The organism is Oceaniglobus ichthyenteri (assembly GCF_003057885.1).
Taxonomy (GTDB): Bacteria; Pseudomonadota; Alphaproteobacteria; order Rhodobacterales; family Rhodobacteraceae; genus Oceaniglobus; species Oceaniglobus ichthyenteri.
Genome location: NZ_QAGK01000011.1, coordinates 102,285 through 119,816 on the forward strand (window position 1 = coordinate 102,285; position 17,532 = coordinate 119,816).

Below are 17,532 nucleotides of genomic sequence, written 5' to 3' on the forward strand. Positions count from 1 at the left end.
ATGTGTAGCAAAAACACGACAAAACTGGAGTGTTTGAGCGACCAAATTTGGGCTTACTGTTAAAAATCAATGACTTATTTGATCGTGCTTCGCCATGGCAAGAGGGATTTTGGAGCGGGCGGCGGGAATCGAACCCGCGTCTCTTGCTTGGAAGGCAAGGGTCTTACCATTACACAACGCCCGCACAGCGGGTATTGGATAACGCCGCTGTCTGCCAAGCGCAAGTCAAAAGCTTTGCCGCGTCTTTGCATTCAACCACCCATTGCCATCTTGGCCCAGGGGCGCAACGTATCTGGCCAGCGCGATGGCGAACCGCTAACCTCGAGCCATCGTTTTTTATATATCGCCGTCACCCTGCGCGTTGGGGGTGGCAGCCTCCGGGATGAAAGAGCCATGACAAAAATCATCGACTCCCTCGCCGATATTTCGGCCTCTTACGATGCGGTATTTTGCGATCTTTGGGGCTGTTTGCACAACGGCATAAAGGCCCATGATGCCGCGGTTGCGGCGCTGCGGGCGTTTAAATCCGATGGTGGCACGGTGATTTTGCTGACCAATGCGCCACGCCAGCGTGCCAGCGTCGAGGCGCAGCTTGCCCGTTTTCAAACCCCGCGCGATTGTTGGGACAGCATCGCAACCTCGGGCGACAGCGCGCGCATGGCGATGTTTCAGGGGGCCATCGGCGACAAGGTCTATTTCATCGGCCAACCCCATGACGAAATCTTTTTTGATCCGATCAGGATTGTCGATGATCCGATCACCATTCAGCGCACCGAACTTGACGACGCCACCGGCATTCTATGCACCAGCCCGTTTGATTCGTTCGCCGATCCGGCGGTGATGCGGCCGACGTTTCTGCACGCCATCGCCCGCGGTTTGCCGATGCTGTGCGCCAACCCCGATGTGGTGGTGGACCGCGGCGATACCCGTGAGTGGTGCGCCGGGGCCCTGGCGGCGCTTTATCGCGAAATGGGCGGCGAAACCCTGATGTATGGCAAACCCCACCCCGGTGTTTACGATCTGGCCCGGCGTCGGATGATCGAACTGGGAAAGGATATTCCGGACCGCCGCATTCTGTGTATCGGGGATGGAATCAATACCGATATTCAGGGCGCCATGGGCGAAGACCTTGATTCGCTATTCATCACCGGCGGCCTGGCTGCGGCGCAAACCAGAACCGATTACCAACCCGACCCGGGCGCGTTGCAGGAATTTTTGGCCACAGCCACAACAACCCCCACCTTTGCTATTGGCCAACTTCGCTGATCGCAGGTGGATCGGTTCGGGGCAGGGCAGTTTGACCGGTAATATGGGCGGCGCTGCCTGTTGAAAACGGGCGCGCCCCGAAAAACCCGGTTTCGCGTGGCAATTCCCACCTTGATTTCCTTGGCGAATGGTTTTACCTCAGGGTCAGTGCAGGGGTTTAGCTCAGTTGGTAGAGCATCGGTCTCCAAAACCGAGGGTCATGGGTTCGAGTCCCCTAGCCCCTGCCAGTTTTCCGATACTCGTGGGTTGACCCGGTTGATTGCCGTGTTTTTTGTATGATCCAACCTCGGCCCGCGTCTTCTGAATTTTCGCCACGCCCGGCAGGTGAAACCGCGCCCACACGCTGTTGGGGGTTGATAATCGGGGCGGGGACGTGCAAATGCCTTCGCAACACAAGGATTTATCAGCATGGCCAGCAAGACCAACCCGTTTCAGTTTCTTCAGCAGGTGCGCGCCGAAATCGCCAAGGTTGTGTGGCCGACGCGCCGCGAAGTGATCACAACGACAGTGATGGTGTTCATCATGGCCACGATCACGGCGATTTTCTTTTTCATTGTCGACCTGTTGATCCGTACTGGTCTTCAGGGCCTGTTGCAGATGTTCGGCTGAAAACGCCTATCTGCCCTTGATATCGCGGGGCAGGGCGGGTAACCGATGCACGAACTCCCCAATTGGCGTGCCTCGATTCGTAGGGTGCGCCAGTTTTTTATTGGGGGCAGATCCGTGATGAGCAAGGTGAGGGTATTATGGCGAAGCGTTGGTATTCGGTGAGCGTGCTCTCGAATTTCGAGAAAAAGATCGCCGAACAGATCCGCACCGAGGTGATCGAAAAGGGTCTGGAAGACGAAATCGAAGAAGTGCTGGTGCCCACCGAAGAGGTGATCGAGATGCGGCGCGGCAAAAAAGTGCCGACAGAACGGCGTTTCATGCCCGGTTACGTGCTGGTGCGCATGGAAATGTCGGATCAGGGTTACCATCTGATCAACTCGATCAACCGTGTCACCGGGTTTCTTGGCCCCCAAGGCCGCCCGATGCCGATGCGCGATTCCGAGGTGAACCAGATTCTGAACCGGGTCGAAGAGAATGAGAATGCACCGCGCACTTTGATCTCGTTCGACATTGGCGAAAAGGTCAAGGTTGCCGATGGGCCGTTCGAAGGGTTCGAAGGCATGGTCGACAGTGTTGATGACGAACATCAGCGCCTGAAAGTTACTGTTTCGATTTTTGGCCGGGCCACCCCGGTTGAATTGGAATTTACCCAGGTTTCGAAAGAAATCTAAGCGTGGAAGGCGCGGGGCCGCGGCCCCTGACCGGACCACGACAACCCAAGGTTTGCGGGCGCGCCCAAAAACCGTTGTAAGGAGAAGGCCCCATGGCCAAGAAGAAAGTCGGCAGTCTCAAGCTGCAAATCCCGGCTGGCAAAGCCAACCCATCGCCACCCGTCGGCCCCGCATTGGGCCAGCGCGGCATCAACATCATGGAATTCTGCAAGGCGTTCAACGCCAAGACCCAGGAGATGGAAGCCGGTGCGCCTTGCCCGACGATCATCACCTATTATCAGGACAAATCCTTTACGATGGAAATCAAGTCGCCTCCTGCGGCTTATTACCTGAAAAAAGCGGCCGGCCTGAAGCCACAGGGCAAGCGGAATCGCCCTCAGGGTTCGCCTCTTCCCGGTCGTAACACCGTGGCCACCGTGACGGTCAAGCAGGTGCGCGAAATCGCCGAAGCGAAGATGAAGGATCTGAGCGCGACGGATGTTGAATCCGCCATGAAAATCATTGTTGGCTCGGCCAACTCTATGGGCATCGAGGTGAAGTAAGATGGCAAAACACGGAAAACGCACCACCGCCGCCCGCGCCGCCTTTGCTGGCAAATCCAATCTGACCGTCGAAGACGCGGTCAAGCTGGTAAAAGCCAACGCCACAGCGAAATTCGATGAAACCATCGAAATTTCTCTGAACCTGGGTGTTGATCCGCGCCACGCGGACCAAATGGTGCGCGGCACGGTGAACCTGCCCAACGGTACCGGTAAAACCGTGCGCGTTGCAGTGTTCGCGCGCGGCGCCAAGGCCGAAGAAGCAACCGCCGCAGGGGCCGACGTCGTCGGTGCCGAAGATTTGATGGAGCAGGTTCAGGCCGGCAATATCAACTTTGACCGTTGCATCGCGACACCTGACATGATGCCGATCGTTGGCCGTTTGGGCAAAATCCTTGGCCCCCGCAACCTGATGCCGAACCCGAAAATCGGCACCGTGACCATGGATGTCAAGGAAGCGGTTGAATCGGCCAAAGGCGGCCAGGTTCAGTTCAAGGCCGAAAAGGCCGGTGTGGTTCATGCCGGTGTTGGCAAGGCATCGTTCGACGAAGCCCAGTTGGTGGAAAACGTGCGCGCGTTTGTAAACGCCGTAAGCAAAGCCAAACCGACAGGCGCCAAGGGCACATATATGAAGGGTGTCAATCTGACCTCTTCCATGGGCCCTGGTGTGACTTTGGATGTGGCCAACGCCACCGGAAACTAAGCCCGGATTTGGCGCGACCCCGCGCCAAACCTGTGCGAACACGACAAATGGCCCGGCGCAGCGATGCGGCGGGCCTTTTTCATCGGGTTGACCCAAGATAATTGCGCAACTGGGGTTGGCAATGTCGCCACATCCCCTTATTGAGGCTTCTCACGGGGGTCCGAGATTCGGCACCCCCGTTCTTCGTCCAAGACGGTGGGTGGTCGCAACCGCGATCTTAATACCCTGCCATAGACGGGAACAGTCGAATTTTCCTGAGGTTTCCTTGGGTGGTTTTGTCTTTACCCCGTTCATCTAGGACTTTGGCCGCCGGTAACGGGGGCCGAACATGAGCCGAGGGGGTGACCCTTCATCCGGTGGGTTCGCCCGCCAGAACTTGGAGTGAAACTGTGGATAGAGCCCAGAAAGAGAAAGTGGTCGAGGAACTCGGCCAAATCTTTGAAAGCTCTGGCGTCGTTGTGGTTGCCCACTACGCCGGTATGACAGTTGCCGAAATGCAGGATCTGCGCGCGCGTATGCGCGAAGCAGGCGGATCTGTGCGTGTTGCCAAGAACAAGCTCGCCAAAATCGCCCTTGAAGGAAGTGACTCCGCCACGTTGGCCGATCTTCTAACGGGCATGACCGTTCTGTCCTATTCCGAAGACCCTGTGGCAGCCGCCAAAGTGGTTGACGATTACGCCAAGACCAACCCCAAACTGGTTGTTTTGGGCGGGTCGATGGGTGGAACGGCCTTGGATCCAGCCGGTGTCAAAGCCGTCGCAGCCATGCCTTCGCGCGAGGAGCTTATTGCCTCCATCGTGGGTTGCATCGCCGCGCCTGCCGCAAACATCGCCGGGGCCATTGGCGCGCCAGCAAGCAATATCGCAAGCATCCTCACCACGATCGAGGAACGCGAAGACGCGTAAAGCAACAGTTAATCGGCGTGGGGTTGTAATAACGCACGTTGGAACACATCTGAAAGAACGGAAAGCAAAATGGCTGATCTGAAGAAACTGGCAGAAGAGATTGTGGGTCTGACCCTTCTCGAAGCACAAGAACTGAAAACCATCCTCAAGGATGAGTACGGCATCGAGCCCGCCGCAGGCGGCGCTGTTATGATGGCCGGTCCTGCTGGCGACGCTGGCGGTGCGGCTGCTGAAGAGCAGACCGAATTTGACGTGATCCTGAAGGCCGCTGGCGCCCAGAAGATCGCCGTCATCAAGGAAGTCCGCGCCATCACCGGCCTGGGCCTGAAAGAAGCCAAGGATCTGGTCGAAGCCGGCGGCAAGCCCGTCAAGGAAGGCGTTGCCAAAGCCGAAGCCGAAGACATCAAAGCCAAGCTGGAAGCAGCCGGCGCCGAGATCGAGCTGAAGTAATTTATGGGCTTTTGCCTTAACGAATGATGAATGGCTGGTCCCGGAGGTTTCCGGGGCCAGCCGCCCGCGTCTTGGGAAGGGCTGTGTGACACAGCGTTTCCCCAGTCGCGGTTCAGGATCGGGAGGTCGCCTGTGGGAAGGCGGCCAGGTATGGATCTGAACCCCGCATTTCGTCAGGGCCTTTCACCGCCGCCCACCGGTGAACGGCCAGCGAAAAGAAAGGTGTTGCCACATGGCTTCAACATTCCTCGGCCAGAAACGCTTGCGCAAATATTACGGTAAGATCCGTGAAGTTCTGGAAATGCCGAACCTTATCGAGGTTCAGAAATCTTCCTATGATCTGTTCCTGCGGTCGGGCGATCAGCCTGATCCGATGGATGGCGAAGGCATCAAGGGCGTGTTCCAATCGGTTTTCCCGATCAAGGATTTCAACGAAACCGCCGTTCTGGAATTTGTCAAATACGAGCTGGAAAAGCCGAAATACGATGTTGAGGAATGTCAGCAGCGCGACATGACCTATGCCGCGCCGCTGAAAGTGACGCTGCGTCTGATCGTGTTCGATGTGGATGAAGACACCGGCGCCAAATCGGTGAAAGACATCAAGGAACAAGACGTGTTCATGGGCGACATGCCCTTGATGACCCACAACGGTACATTCATCGTCAACGGCACCGAACGCGTGATCGTGTCGCAAATGCACCGCTCGCCCGGTGTGTTCTTTGACCATGACAAGGGCAAAACCCACAGCTCGGGCAAATTGCTGTTTGCCTGCCGGATCATTCCCTATCGCGGCTCGTGGCTGGATTTTGAATTCGACGCCAAAGACATCGTGTTCTGCCGCATTGACCGCCGCCGTAAATTGCCGGTGACAACCCTGTTGTACGCTCTTGGTCTGGACCAGGAGGCGATCATGGATGCCTATTACGATACGGTCGATTTCCGGCTGGATCGTGGCAAAGGCTGGGTGACGAAATTCTTCCCCGAACGTGCACGCGGTACCCGCCCGGGCCACGATCTGGTGGATGCTGCCACCGGCGAAATCATCGCCGAAGCCGGCAAAAAAGTCACCCCGCGCGCGGTTAAAAAGCTGATCGACGAGGGCAAGGTTACCGAACTGCTGATCCCGTTTGATCAGATTGTGGGCCGCTATGTCGCCAAGGACATCATCAACGAAGAAACCGGCGCGATCTATGCCGAGGCCGGTGATGAGCTGACTTGGGAAGTTGATAAAGAAGGCGAAGTGACCGGCGGCACCCTGCATGAGCTGCTTGAGGCTGGCATCACCGAAATTCCGTGTCTTGATATCGATAACGTCAACCACGGCCCATACATGCGCAACACCATGGCGATTGATAAGAACATGGGCCGCGATACCGCGCTCATGGACATCTATCGCGTCATGCGCCCGGGCGAGCCACCCACCGTCGAGGCGGCGTCGAACCTGTTTGACACATTGTTCTTTGATAGCGAGCGTTATGATCTTTCGGCCGTTGGCCGGGTGAAAATGAACATGCGTCTGGATCTGGATGCCGAAGACACGGTGCGCACCTTGCGTCGTGAAGATATCGTTGCCTGTATCAAAGCGTTGGTCGATTTGCGCGATGGTCGTGGCGATATCGACGATATCGACCATTTGGGCAACCGCCGGGTGCGCTCGGTCGGTGAATTGATGGAAAATCAGTATCGCGTCGGCCTGCTGCGCATGGAGCGTGCGATCAAGGAACGTATGTCCTCGGTTGAAATCGACACGGTGATGCCACAGGATCTGATCAACGCCAAACCGGCGGCTGCGGCTGTGCGCGAATTCTTCGGCTCGTCCCAGCTGTCGCAGTTCATGGACCAAACCAACCCCCTGTCCGAAGTCACGCACAAGCGCCGCCTGTCGGCCCTTGGGCCGGGCGGTTTGACCCGCGAACGCGCCGGGTTTGAGGTGCGCGATGTGCATCCAACCCACTATGGCCGGATGTGCCCTATTGAAACGCCCGAAGGCCCGAACATTGGTCTGATCAACAGCCTGGCCACCTTTGCGCGGGTCAACAAATACGGCTTTATCGAAACGCCGTACCGCGTGGTCAAAGACGGCCAGGTGACTGACGAAGTGCATTATATGTCGGCCACCGAGGAAATGCGCCACACCGTGGCACAGGCCAACGCCAACCTCGATGACGATATGAAATTCGTCAACGAATTGGTCAGCACCCGCCAGTCGGGCGATTATATGCTGGCCCCCTCCGAATCGGTCGATCTGATTGACGTGTCGCCGAAACAGTTGGTTTCGGTTGCGGCATCGCTGATTCCGTTCCTTGAAAACGATGACGCCAACCGCGCGCTGATGGGATCGAACATGCAACGTCAGGCCGTGCCTTTGTTGCAGGCCGAGGCGCCGTTCGTCGGCACCGGGATCGAAGAAGTCGTGGCGCGGGATTCCGGCGCGGCGATCATGGCGCGCCGTGGCGGTATCATCGATCAGGTCGATGCGACCCGGATCGTGGTGCGTGCCACCGAAGATCTGGAATTGGGCGATGCGGGCGTCGATATTTACGGGCTGCGCAAATTCCAGCGGTCCAACCAGAACACCTGTATCAATCAGCGGCCTTTGGTAAAGGTCGGTGATTATGTGCGCGGCGGCGAAGTGATTGCCGATGGGCCAAGCACCGACATGGGTGAACTGGCCTTGGGCAAAAATGTGGTTGTCGCGTTTATGCCCTGGAACGGCTATAACTACGAAGACTCGATCCTGATTTCCGAGCGGATCACCCGCGACGACGTGTTCACCTCGATCCATATCGATGAATTCGAAGTGGCGGCGCGCGATACGAAACTGGGCCCAGAGGAAATCACCCGTGATATCCCCAACGTGGGCGAAGAAGCGTTGCGCAACCTCGATGAGGCCGGCATCGTTTATATCGGGGCCGAGGTTGGGCCAGCGGATATTCTGGTGGGTAAGATCACACCCAAAGGCGAAAGCCCGATGACCCCGGAAGAAAAGCTGTTGCGCGCGATCTTTGGCGAAAAGGCCAGCGATGTGCGTGATACATCCCTGCGTCTGCCGCCGGGTGATTTCGGTACTGTCGTCGAAGTGCGGGTGTTCAACCGGCACGGCGTCGAAAAAGACGAACGCGCCCTGCAGATTGAGCGCGAAGAGGTGGAACGCCTGGCCCGTGACCGGGACGACGAGCTGACAATTCTTGAGCGCAACATCTATGCCCGTCTGCGTGGGATGATTGAAGGCCGCGAAGCCGTGAAAGGCCCCCGTGGCGTGAAACCCGGCACGATGATTTCCGACGATCTGTTGGATAATCAACTGACCCGTGGTCAGTGGTGGCAACTTGCCCTGGCGGAAGAGCAGGAAGCAGCCCAGGTTGAAGCCCTGCATGCGCAGTTCGACATTCAGAAAAAGGCGCTGGATGCGCGTTTTGAAGACAAGGTCGAAAAGGTACGCCGGGGCGATGATCTGCCACCGGGCGTGATGAAGATGGTCAAAGTGTTCGTCGCGGTAAAGCGCAAGCTGCAGCCGGGCGACAAGATGGCCGGGCGCCACGGCAACAAAGGTGTGATTTCCAAGGTTGTTCCAATAGAAGACATGCCATTTTTGGAAGACGGCACGCCGGTCGATTTCGTGTTGAACCCTCTGGGTGTTCCGTCACGGATGAACGTCGGTCAGATTCTGGAAACCCACATGGGTTGGGCGGCGCGTGGCCTTGGCATCAAGATCGATGATGCCTTGGGTGACTATCGCCGCTCGGGTGATCTGACTCCGGTGCGCGATGCGATGAAGATTGCCTATGGTCAGGATGTGCATGACGAAGTGTTGCACGACATGGACGAAAAACAGATCGTCGATGCCGCCCGCAATGTGACTCGCGGTGTCCCGATTGCCACGCCGGTTTTCGACGGCGCGAAAGAGGTCGATGTGAACGACGCCCTGACCCGCGCCGGATTTGATACATCGGGCCAGTCGCGTTTGTTTGATGGCCGCACGGGCGAAGAGTTCGCGCGCAAGGTGACGGTAGGTGTCAAATACCTGCTGAAACTGCACCACCTGGTTGATGACAAAATTCACGCACGCTCCACCGGGCCATACTCGCTGGTCACCCAGCAGCCCCTTGGCGGTAAGGCCCAGTTTGGCGGACAGCGTTTTGGTGAGATGGAAGTTTGGGCGTTGGAAGCATATGGCGCCGCTTACACCCTGCAGGAAATGTTGACGGTGAAATCCGATGACGTGGCCGGCCGGACCAAAGTGTATGAAAGCATTGTCAAAGGCGAAGACAACTTCGAGGCTGGCGTGCCGGAATCGTTCAACGTGCTGGTCAAAGAAGTGCGTGGCCTCGGCCTGAACATGGAACTCCTGGATGCGGAAGAAGATGAGGAATAGCGGCGGTCGGCGGGGGAAACCCCGCCACCCCCTTTGCCATCTCCGCGCCCATATCCCTTTCTCGTAAGGAAAAAAGATGAACCAGGAAATTACAGCAAACCCGTTCAACCCGCTTGCGGCCCCCAAAACGTTTGACGAGATCAAGATCTCGCTCGCGTCGCCCGAGCGGATTTTGTCGTGGTCCTTTGGTGAGATTAAAAAGCCAGAAACCATCAACTATCGCACGTTCAAACCCGAACGCGATGGGTTGTTCTGTGCCCGTATCTTTGGCCCGATCAAAGATTACGAATGTCTGTGCGGCAAATACAAGCGGATGAAGTATCGCGGCGTTGTCTGCGAAAAATGTGGTGTCGAAGTGACACTGCAAAAGGTGCGCCGGGAACGCATGGGCCATATCGAATTGGCCAGCCCGGTTGCGCATATCTGGTTTTTGAAATCACTGCCGTCGCGTATTGGCCTCATGCTGGATATGACCCTGCGTGATCTGGAACGCGTGCTTTATTTTGAAAACTATGTGGTGATCGAACCGGGCCTGACCGATCTGACCTTCGGCCAAATGCTGAACGAAGAAGAGTATATGGACGCCCAAGATGCCTATGGCATGGACGCGTTCACCGCCAATATCGGTGCCGAAGCGATCCGCGAAATGCTGTCGATGATTGACCTTGAATCCGAGGCCGATCGTCTGCGCGAAGAGCTGAAAGAAGCCACCGGCGAATTGAAGCCCAAGAAGATCATCAAGCGTTTGAAGATTGTCGAATCCTTCCTTGATTCGGGCAACCGCCCGGAATGGATGATTCTGACCGTTGTGCCGGTTATTCCGCCAGAATTGCGCCCACTGGTGCCGCTGGATGGGGGCCGGTTTGCCACGTCTGACCTGAACGATTTGTATCGCCGGGTGATCAACCGCAACAACCGCCTGAAGCGTCTGATCGAACTGCGCGCGCCCGATATCATCGTGCGTAACGAAAAGCGTATGTTGCAGGAATCTGTTGATGCGTTGTTTGACAACGGCCGCCGTGGCCGGGTGATTACCGGGGCCAACAAGCGCCCGCTGAAATCGCTGTCGGACATGTTGAAGGGGAAACAGGGCCGTTTCCGTCAGAACCTTTTGGGGAAACGGGTCGATTTCTCGGGCCGTTCGGTCATCGTGACCGGGCCGGAATTGAAGCTGCACCAGTGTGGTTTGCCCAAGAAGATGGCTTTGGAGCTGTTCAAACCGTTCATCTATTCGCGGCTTGAGGCAAAAGGGCTGTCAAGCACCGTCAAACAGGCCAAAAAGCTGGTTGAAAAGGAACGCCCCGAAGTCTGGGATATCCTTGATGAGGTGATCCGCGAACACCCGGTGATGTTGAACCGTGCGCCAACGCTGCACCGTTTGGGCATTCAGGCGTTTGAACCGATCCTTATCGAAGGCAAGGCGATTCAGCTGCATCCGCTGGTCTGTTCGGCCTTTAACGCCGACTTTGACGGTGACCAGATGGCGGTACACGTGCCACTGTCGCTTGAGGCTCAGCTTGAAGCGCGCGTTTTGATGATGTCGACGAACAACGTGTTGTCGCCCGCCAACGGTGCGCCGATCATCGTGCCGTCGCAGGATATGATCCTGGGCCTTTATTACATCACGATGGAACGTGAGGGGATGAAGGGCGAAGGCATGATCTTTTCGAACGTGGACGAGGTGCAGCACGCCCTCGACGCGGGCGAGGTGCATCTGCACGCCAGGGTTCAGGCCCGCCTGCCGCAGATCGACGACGAAGGCAACGAAATGCTGGTGCGTTTCGAAACCACGCCGGGCCGTATCCGTCTGGGTGCGTTGTTGCCATTGAACGCCAAAGCGCCGTTCAGTCTGGTTAACCGTTTGCTGCGCAAGAAAGAAGTGCAGCAGGTGATTGATACCGTGTACCGGTATTGCGGCCAGAAGGAATCGGTTATCTTCTGTGATCAGATCATGACGGTTGGCTTCCGCGAGGCGTTCAAGGCCGGCATTTCTTTTGGCAAGGATGACATGGTCGTGCCCGACACCAAATGGCCGCTGGTTGATGAAACCCGTGGACAGGTGAAGGATTTCGAACAGCAATATATGGACGGTCTGATCACTCAGGGCGAGAAATATAACAAGGTTGTCGATGCCTGGAGCAAATGTAACGACAAGGTTACAGATGCGATGATGAGCACGATTTCGACCGCGGGGCGTGATGCCAACGGGGCCGAAAAGGAACCCAACAGCGTTTACATGATGGCACATTCGGGCGCGCGTGGCTCGGTCACCCAGATGAAGCAGCTGGGCGGGATGCGCGGTTTGATGGCTAAGCCGAATGGCGAAATCATCGAAACGCCGATCATCTCGAACTTCAAGGAAGGCCTGACCGTGTTGGAGTATTTCAACTCTACCCACGGGGCGCGTAAGGGTCTTTCCGACACCGCGTTGAAAACCGCCAACTCGGGGTATCTGACCCGGCGTCTGGTGGATGTGGCACAGGATTGCATCGTGCGTATGCATGATTGTGGCACCGATCGTGCGGTTACGGCCAAGGCGGCGGTGAACGACGGTGAAGTTGTGGCATCCCTGGGCGAACGTGTTCTGGGCCGTGTCGCGGCCGAGGATCTGATCCGCCCGGGCACTGACGAGGTGATGGTGGCCCATGGCGAATTGATCGACGAACGCAAGGCCGACATCATCGAAACCAGCGGTCTGGCAACGGCACGCCTGCGCTCGCCGTTGACCTGTGAGGCCGAAGAAGGCGTCTGTGCACAGTGTTACGGTCGTGATTTGGCCCGTGGTACATTGGTGAACCAAGGCGAAGCGGTGGGTATCATCGCGGCGCAATCAATTGGCGAGCCGGGCACACAGTTGACCATGCGCACGTTCCACATTGGCGGCGTGGCCCAAGGTGGCCAGCAGTCGTTCCAGGAAGCGGGCCAAGAAGGTGTTGCAGAATTCCGCAATGCCAACCTGTTGGAAAACGATTCTGGGTCGTTCGTCGTCATGGGGCGGAACATGGTTCTGGCGATTGTCGATGAAAACGGTGTGGAACGCGCCAATTTCAAACTGGGCTATGGCACCACGGTTCACGTCAAGGAGGGCGCGAAAATCGCCCGCGGCGACAAGCTGTTCGAATGGGATCCCTACACCCTGCCGATCATTGCCGAAAAGCCCGGTACGGCCAAGTTCGTTGATCTGATCAGCGGTCTGTCGGTGCGTGACGAAACGGATGATGCCACCGGCATGACCCAGAAAATCGTTACCGACTGGCGCTCGGCCCCCAAGGGGAACGAGTTGAAGCCGGAAATCATCATCGTTGGTGAAGATGGCGAACCGATGCGCAACGATGCGGGCAACCCTGTGGTTTACCCGATGTCGGTGGATGCGGTTCTGTCGATCGAAGAGGGGTCCGAAATCAAAGCCGGTGACGTAGTGGCGCGCATTCCCCGTGAGGGCGCAAAAACCAAGGACATCACCGGTGGTCTGCCCCGCGTGGCCGAATTGTTCGAGGCACGTCGTCCAAAAGACAATGCGATCATCGCCGAAATCGATGGCCATGTTAAATTTGGCAAGGATTACAAGAACAAGCGCCGGATCGCGATTGTTCCCATCGAAGAAGATGGAATCCCGGTTGAATACATGGTTCCCAAAGGCAAACACATTCCCGTGGCTGAGGGCGATTTCATTCAGCGCGGCGATTACATCATGGATGGCAACCCGGCACCGCACGATATTCTGGCGGTTATGGGGGTCGAAGCCCTGGCCGATTACATGATCGACGAAGTGCAGGATGTGTATCGTCTGCAGGGCGTGAAGATCAACGATAAGCATATCGAAGTGATCGTGCGCCAGATGCTGCAAAAGTGGGAAATTCTTGACAGTGGTGAAACCACGCTGCTCAAGGGCGAACACGTGGACAAGGCCGAATTTGACGAAGCCAACGAAAAGGCTGCCAAAAAGGGCGGACGCGCGGCAACGGGCGAACCGATCCTTCTTGGCATCACTAAGGCATCGCTGCAGACCCGCAGCTTTATCTCGGCGGCGTCGTTCCAGGAGACCACCCGGGTTCTGACCGAGGCTTCGGTACAGGGCAAACGTGACAAACTGGTCGGACTGAAGGAAAACGTCATCGTTGGTCGGTTGATCCCGGCCGGGACTGGCGGCGCGACTCAGCAGATGCGCAAAGTCGCTGCTGATCGTGATCTGAAGGTGCTGAAAGCGGCCCAGGCAGAGGCGGAAGCCGCCGCCGCATTGGCCGCACCCGCCGAAACAGGCGAACAGGACGTCTTTCGCAGCGACGCAGCAATGGCCCCGGAAAGCCGCGACGACTGATCGTCACCGCTTTTGACAAAACAATGGAAAGGCCCCATCAATCCGGTGGGGCCTTTTTCGCTCGGACGCGCTGCTTTGGTTGATTCCGGTAACCCGCACAATCCAAAACCGGCTGGATTTCGTAATTACCGTCTGTGAAATCACTTCACCTTGTTCTGCGGCGCGACCCGGTGTTGACACCCCCGGAGACTCGGCATATACGGCGCCCAATCGGGTGTGTACCGACTTTTCGGAATACCCTTTATAGAACTGATGTGGTCACGATCCGGCCTGCAAAATGGCCCGATCCTCTGGAAACCCACCGCGTGTTCCCCATCAGGGCGAACAATGCGGTTTTTGTGTTTTGCGGACGCGTAAGGCGCAGGACGAATTCACCGGGGCGCGCGCCCCACACCGGCCCCTAGTGGGCGAGAACATGTAAGTGTTGCAACACGGGGATAAGACCGGAATGCCAACGATCCAACAGCTGATCCGCAAGCCGCGCCAGCCTAAAGTAAGAAGCTCAAAATCGATGCACCTGCAGGGATGTCCGCAAAAGCGCGGCGTCTGCACACGCGTCTACACCACCACACCGAAAAAGCCGAACTCGGCCATGCGTAAGGTTGCCAAGGTGCGCCTGACCAATGGTTTTGAGGTCATCAGCTATATCGGCGGCGAATCGCACAACCTTCAGGAGCACTCAGTTGTTCTGATTCGTGGCGGCCGCGTAAAGGATCTTCCTGGTGTGCGGTATCACATTCTGCGCGGTGTTCTGGATACCCAGGGCGTTAAAGACCGTAAGCAGCGCCGTTCGAAATATGGCGCCAAGCGCCCGAAATAAGAGGATTACCAGATGTCCCGCCGTCACGCCGCCGAAAAGCGCGAAGTTTTGCCCGACGCCAAATATGGCGATCGCGTTCTGACAAAGTTCATGAACAACCTGATGGTCGACGGAAAGAAATCCGTCGCCGAGCGTATCGTCTACAACGCCTTCGAACGTGTCGAAGCCAAGTTGAAGAAATCGCCCGTCGAAGTGTTCCATGAGTGCCTCGACAACATCAAGCCCGCCGTTGAGGTGCGTTCGCGCCGCGTGGGTGGTGCCACCTATCAGGTGCCCGTCGAAGTGCGCCCCGAGCGCCGCGAGGCCTTGGCGATTCGCTGGTTGATCGACGCAAGCAAAAAGCGCAACGAAAACACCATGGAAGAGCGTCTTGCAGGTGAGTTGGCCGATGCTGTCAACGGCCGCGGTTCGGCTGTGAAAAAGCGCGAAGACACCCACAAGATGGCCGACGCCAACAAGGCGTTCAGCCACTATCGCTGGTAAAAATATTCGGGCGTGCCATCCGGGCGCGCCCTACGCACAACATCTCTTCAGGAGCAGCCCACATGGCACGCGACTATCCCCTCGAACGCTACCGTAACTTCGGGATCATGGCGCATATCGACGCCGGCAAGACCACCTGTTCCGAGCGTATCCTGTTTTATACCGGCAAGAATCACGTTCTGGGTGAAACCCATGATGGCGCGTCGACCATGGATTGGATGGAGCAAGAGCAAGAGCGTGGCATCACGATCACCTCGGCCGCGACCACCACATTCTGGGAACGCACCGAAAATGGCATCGAGCCTGATTCGAAAAAGTTTCGGATGAACATCATCGACACACCCGGCCACGTGGATTTCACCATTGAGGTTGAGCGTTCGCTGGCCGTTCTGGATGGTGCGATTGCCGTTCTGGACGCCAACGCCGGTGTCGAGCCGCAGACCGAAACAGTTTGGCGTCAGGCCGACCGTTACAAGGTTCCGCGCATCGTGTTCGTCAACAAGATGGACAAGATCGGCGCCGATTTCTTTAACTGCGTTCACATGATCGCAGATCGCACAGGCGCGCGCCCTTGCCCCATTCAGATGCCGATCGGTTCTGAAACCGAACTGGAAGGCATCATCGATCTGGTCACCATGCAGGAATGGGTCTGGAACGGCGAAGACCTCGGTGCCGCCTGGGAGCAGCGCGACATTCGTCCCGAGCTGGCCGACAAAGCCGCCGAGATGCGCAATGAGATGATCGAACTGGCCGTCGAAATGGACGATGCCGCCATGGAAGCATATCTTGAAGGTGAAGAGCCTGATGTGCCAACACTGCGCGCCCTGATCCGCAAGGGCACGCTGTCGATGGCATTCGTGCCTGTCACCTGTGGGTCGGCCTTTAAAAACAAGGGTATGCAGCCACTGTTGAACGCTGTGGTCGATTATCTGCCGTCGCCCAAAGACGTGGTCGATTACATGGGTTTCAAACCCGGTGATGAGACAGAAACACGTAACATCCCGCGTCGCGCCGATGATGACATGCCGTTCTCGGGATTGGCGTTCAAGATCATGAACGACCCCTACATGGGCACGCTGACATTCACGCGCATTTATTCGGGTAAGTTGGCCAAGGGCGACACACTGTTGAACTCGACCAAGGGCAACAAAGAGCGTATCGGCCGTATGGTGATGATGCACTCCAACAAGCAAGAGGAGATTTCCGAAGCTTGGGCCGGTGATATTATTGCGCTTGCGGGCCTCAAGGGCACGACGACCGGTGATACATTGTGTGCCGTGAATGACCCTGTTGTTCTGGAAACCATGACCTTCCCCGATCCGGTGATCGAAATCGCGGTTGAGCCGAAAACAAAGGCCGACCAGGAAAAGATGTCACTGGGCCTTCAGCGTCTGGCGGCAGAAGATCCGTCATTCCGGGTCGAAACCGATATCGAATCGGGTCAGACCATCATGAAGGGCATGGGCGAACTTCACCTCGATATCCTGGTTGATCGTCTGAAGCGTGAATTCAAGGTCGAAGCCAACATCGGTGCGCCGCAGGTGGCCTATCGTGAAACCATCGGTCGCGAGCTTGAGCATACCTATACCCACAAGAAACAGTCGGGTGGGTCCGGTCAGTTTGCCGAGGTCAAGATGATCCTGATGCCGACAGAGCCGGGCGAAGGGTATTCGTTCGAATCCAGGATCGTTGGTGGCTCCGTACCCAAGGAATATATTCCCGGTGTGGAAAAAGGCATCAAGTCGGTTATGGACAGCGGCCCTTTGGCTGGTTTCCCGGTTATCGATTTCAAGGTCGCGCTGATCGACGGCAAGTACCACGATGTCGACTCTTCGGTTCTCGCTTTTGAGATCGCGGCGCGCATGTGTATGCGCGAAGGTCTGCGCAAGGCCGGCGCGAAACTGCTGGAGCCGATCATGAAGGTCGAAGTGGTGACACCTGACGAATATACCGGTGGTATCATTGGCGATCTGACCTCACGTCGTGGTCAGGTTCAGGGGCAGGATTCCCGTGGCAACGCCATCGCGATTGAATGTTACGTGCCGTTGGCCAACATGTTCGGGTATATCAACACGTTGCGTTCAATGTCGTCGGGCCGTGCAAACTTTACCATGCAGTTCGACCACTACGAACCGGTACCGCAGAACATCAGCGAAGAAATCCAAAGCAAATACGCATAAGCGGGGCGGCGGCGTAAAACCCGCCCTACCCACCATCCGTAGGGCGGGGTTTTCTCCGCCGCACCCACACGAAAACGAAGGAGCCACACCATGGCAAAGGCAAAGTTTGAACGTAACAAACCGCACGTCAACATTGGCACGATTGGTCACGTTGACCACGGCAAGACGACATTGACCGCGGCGATCACCAAGTATTTTGGCGATTTTCAGGCC

Annotated in this window: 13 protein-coding genes and 2 tRNA genes; 14 read left to right on the forward strand and 1 reads right to left on the reverse strand. The window is 56.9% G+C overall.

Going from position 1 to position 17,532, the window contains the following annotated elements; all coding sequences use genetic code 11:
- Positions 1-110 precede the first annotated feature (110 nt).
- Positions 111-184, reverse strand: a tRNA-Gly gene (locus C8265_RS15535).
- A 209-nt stretch (positions 185-393) separates the two neighbouring features.
- Between C8265_RS15535 and C8265_RS15540 the strand changes: the two genes are divergently transcribed.
- The 14 genes from C8265_RS15540 to C8265_RS15605 all read left to right on the forward strand — a co-directional run.
- Positions 394-1,266: a TIGR01459 family HAD-type hydrolase gene (locus C8265_RS15540; protein WP_108484962.1), complete on the forward strand. Its 873-nt coding sequence runs from the start codon at positions 394-396 to the stop codon at positions 1,264-1,266.
- Positions 1,267-1,417: 151 nt separating this feature from the next.
- Positions 1,418-1,493, forward strand: a tRNA-Trp gene (locus tag C8265_RS15545).
- A 181-nt stretch (positions 1,494-1,674) separates the two neighbouring features.
- Positions 1,675-1,875, forward strand: a complete 201-nt coding sequence (gene secE, locus C8265_RS15550; protein ID WP_108484934.1) for a preprotein translocase subunit SecE — start codon at positions 1,675-1,677, stop codon at positions 1,873-1,875.
- A 137-nt stretch (positions 1,876-2,012) separates the two neighbouring features.
- Positions 2,013-2,546, forward strand: coding sequence for a transcription termination/antitermination protein NusG (gene nusG / locus C8265_RS15555; RefSeq protein ID WP_108484935.1), 534 nt, complete (start codon positions 2,013-2,015; stop codon positions 2,544-2,546).
- Between the two features lie 92 nt (positions 2,547-2,638).
- Entirely contained in the window at positions 2,639-3,088 is a 450-nt protein-coding gene (rplK, locus tag C8265_RS15560; protein WP_108484936.1) for a 50S ribosomal protein L11, read from the forward strand.
- Position 3,089: 1 nt separating this feature from the next.
- Positions 3,090-3,788 (forward strand): 50S ribosomal protein L1, encoded by a 699-nt coding sequence (rplA, locus tag C8265_RS15565; protein WP_108484937.1) that lies wholly within the window; start codon positions 3,090-3,092, stop codon positions 3,786-3,788.
- Positions 3,789-4,177: 389 nt separating this feature from the next.
- Positions 4,178-4,693, forward strand: a complete 516-nt coding sequence (rplJ, locus tag C8265_RS15570) for a 50S ribosomal protein L10 (protein WP_108484938.1) — start codon at positions 4,178-4,180, stop codon at positions 4,691-4,693.
- A 69-nt stretch (positions 4,694-4,762) separates the two neighbouring features.
- Positions 4,763-5,143 carry a 50S ribosomal protein L7/L12 gene (rplL, locus tag C8265_RS15575; protein ID WP_108484939.1) on the forward strand — a complete coding sequence of 127 codons (381 nt, stop codon included), beginning with the start codon at positions 4,763-4,765 and terminating at the stop codon, positions 5,141-5,143.
- Positions 5,144-5,375: 232 nt separating this feature from the next.
- Positions 5,376-9,518 (forward strand): DNA-directed RNA polymerase subunit beta, encoded by a 4,143-nt coding sequence (gene rpoB / locus C8265_RS15580; protein WP_108484940.1) that lies wholly within the window; start codon positions 5,376-5,378, stop codon positions 9,516-9,518.
- Between the two features lie 76 nt (positions 9,519-9,594).
- Complete coding sequence (gene rpoC, locus C8265_RS15585; RefSeq protein WP_108484941.1) at positions 9,595-13,836, forward strand: DNA-directed RNA polymerase subunit beta'; 4,242 nt, start codon at positions 9,595-9,597, stop codon at positions 13,834-13,836.
- Between the two features lie 448 nt (positions 13,837-14,284).
- Positions 14,285-14,656: a 30S ribosomal protein S12 gene (gene rpsL / locus C8265_RS15590; protein ID WP_108484942.1), complete on the forward strand. Its 372-nt coding sequence runs from the start codon at positions 14,285-14,287 to the stop codon at positions 14,654-14,656.
- A gap of 12 nt (positions 14,657-14,668) precedes the next feature.
- Positions 14,669-15,139 carry a 30S ribosomal protein S7 gene (gene rpsG, locus C8265_RS15595; RefSeq protein ID WP_108484943.1) on the forward strand — a complete coding sequence of 157 codons (471 nt, stop codon included), beginning with the start codon at positions 14,669-14,671 and terminating at the stop codon, positions 15,137-15,139.
- 62 nt (positions 15,140-15,201) lie between these two features.
- Entirely contained in the window at positions 15,202-17,319 is a 2,118-nt protein-coding gene (gene fusA, locus C8265_RS15600) for an elongation factor G (protein ID WP_108484944.1), read from the forward strand.
- Positions 17,320-17,409: 90 nt separating this feature from the next.
- A partial coding sequence (locus C8265_RS15605; protein ID WP_240611103.1) for a GTP-binding protein occupies positions 17,410-17,532 on the forward strand: 123 nt, incomplete at its 3' end.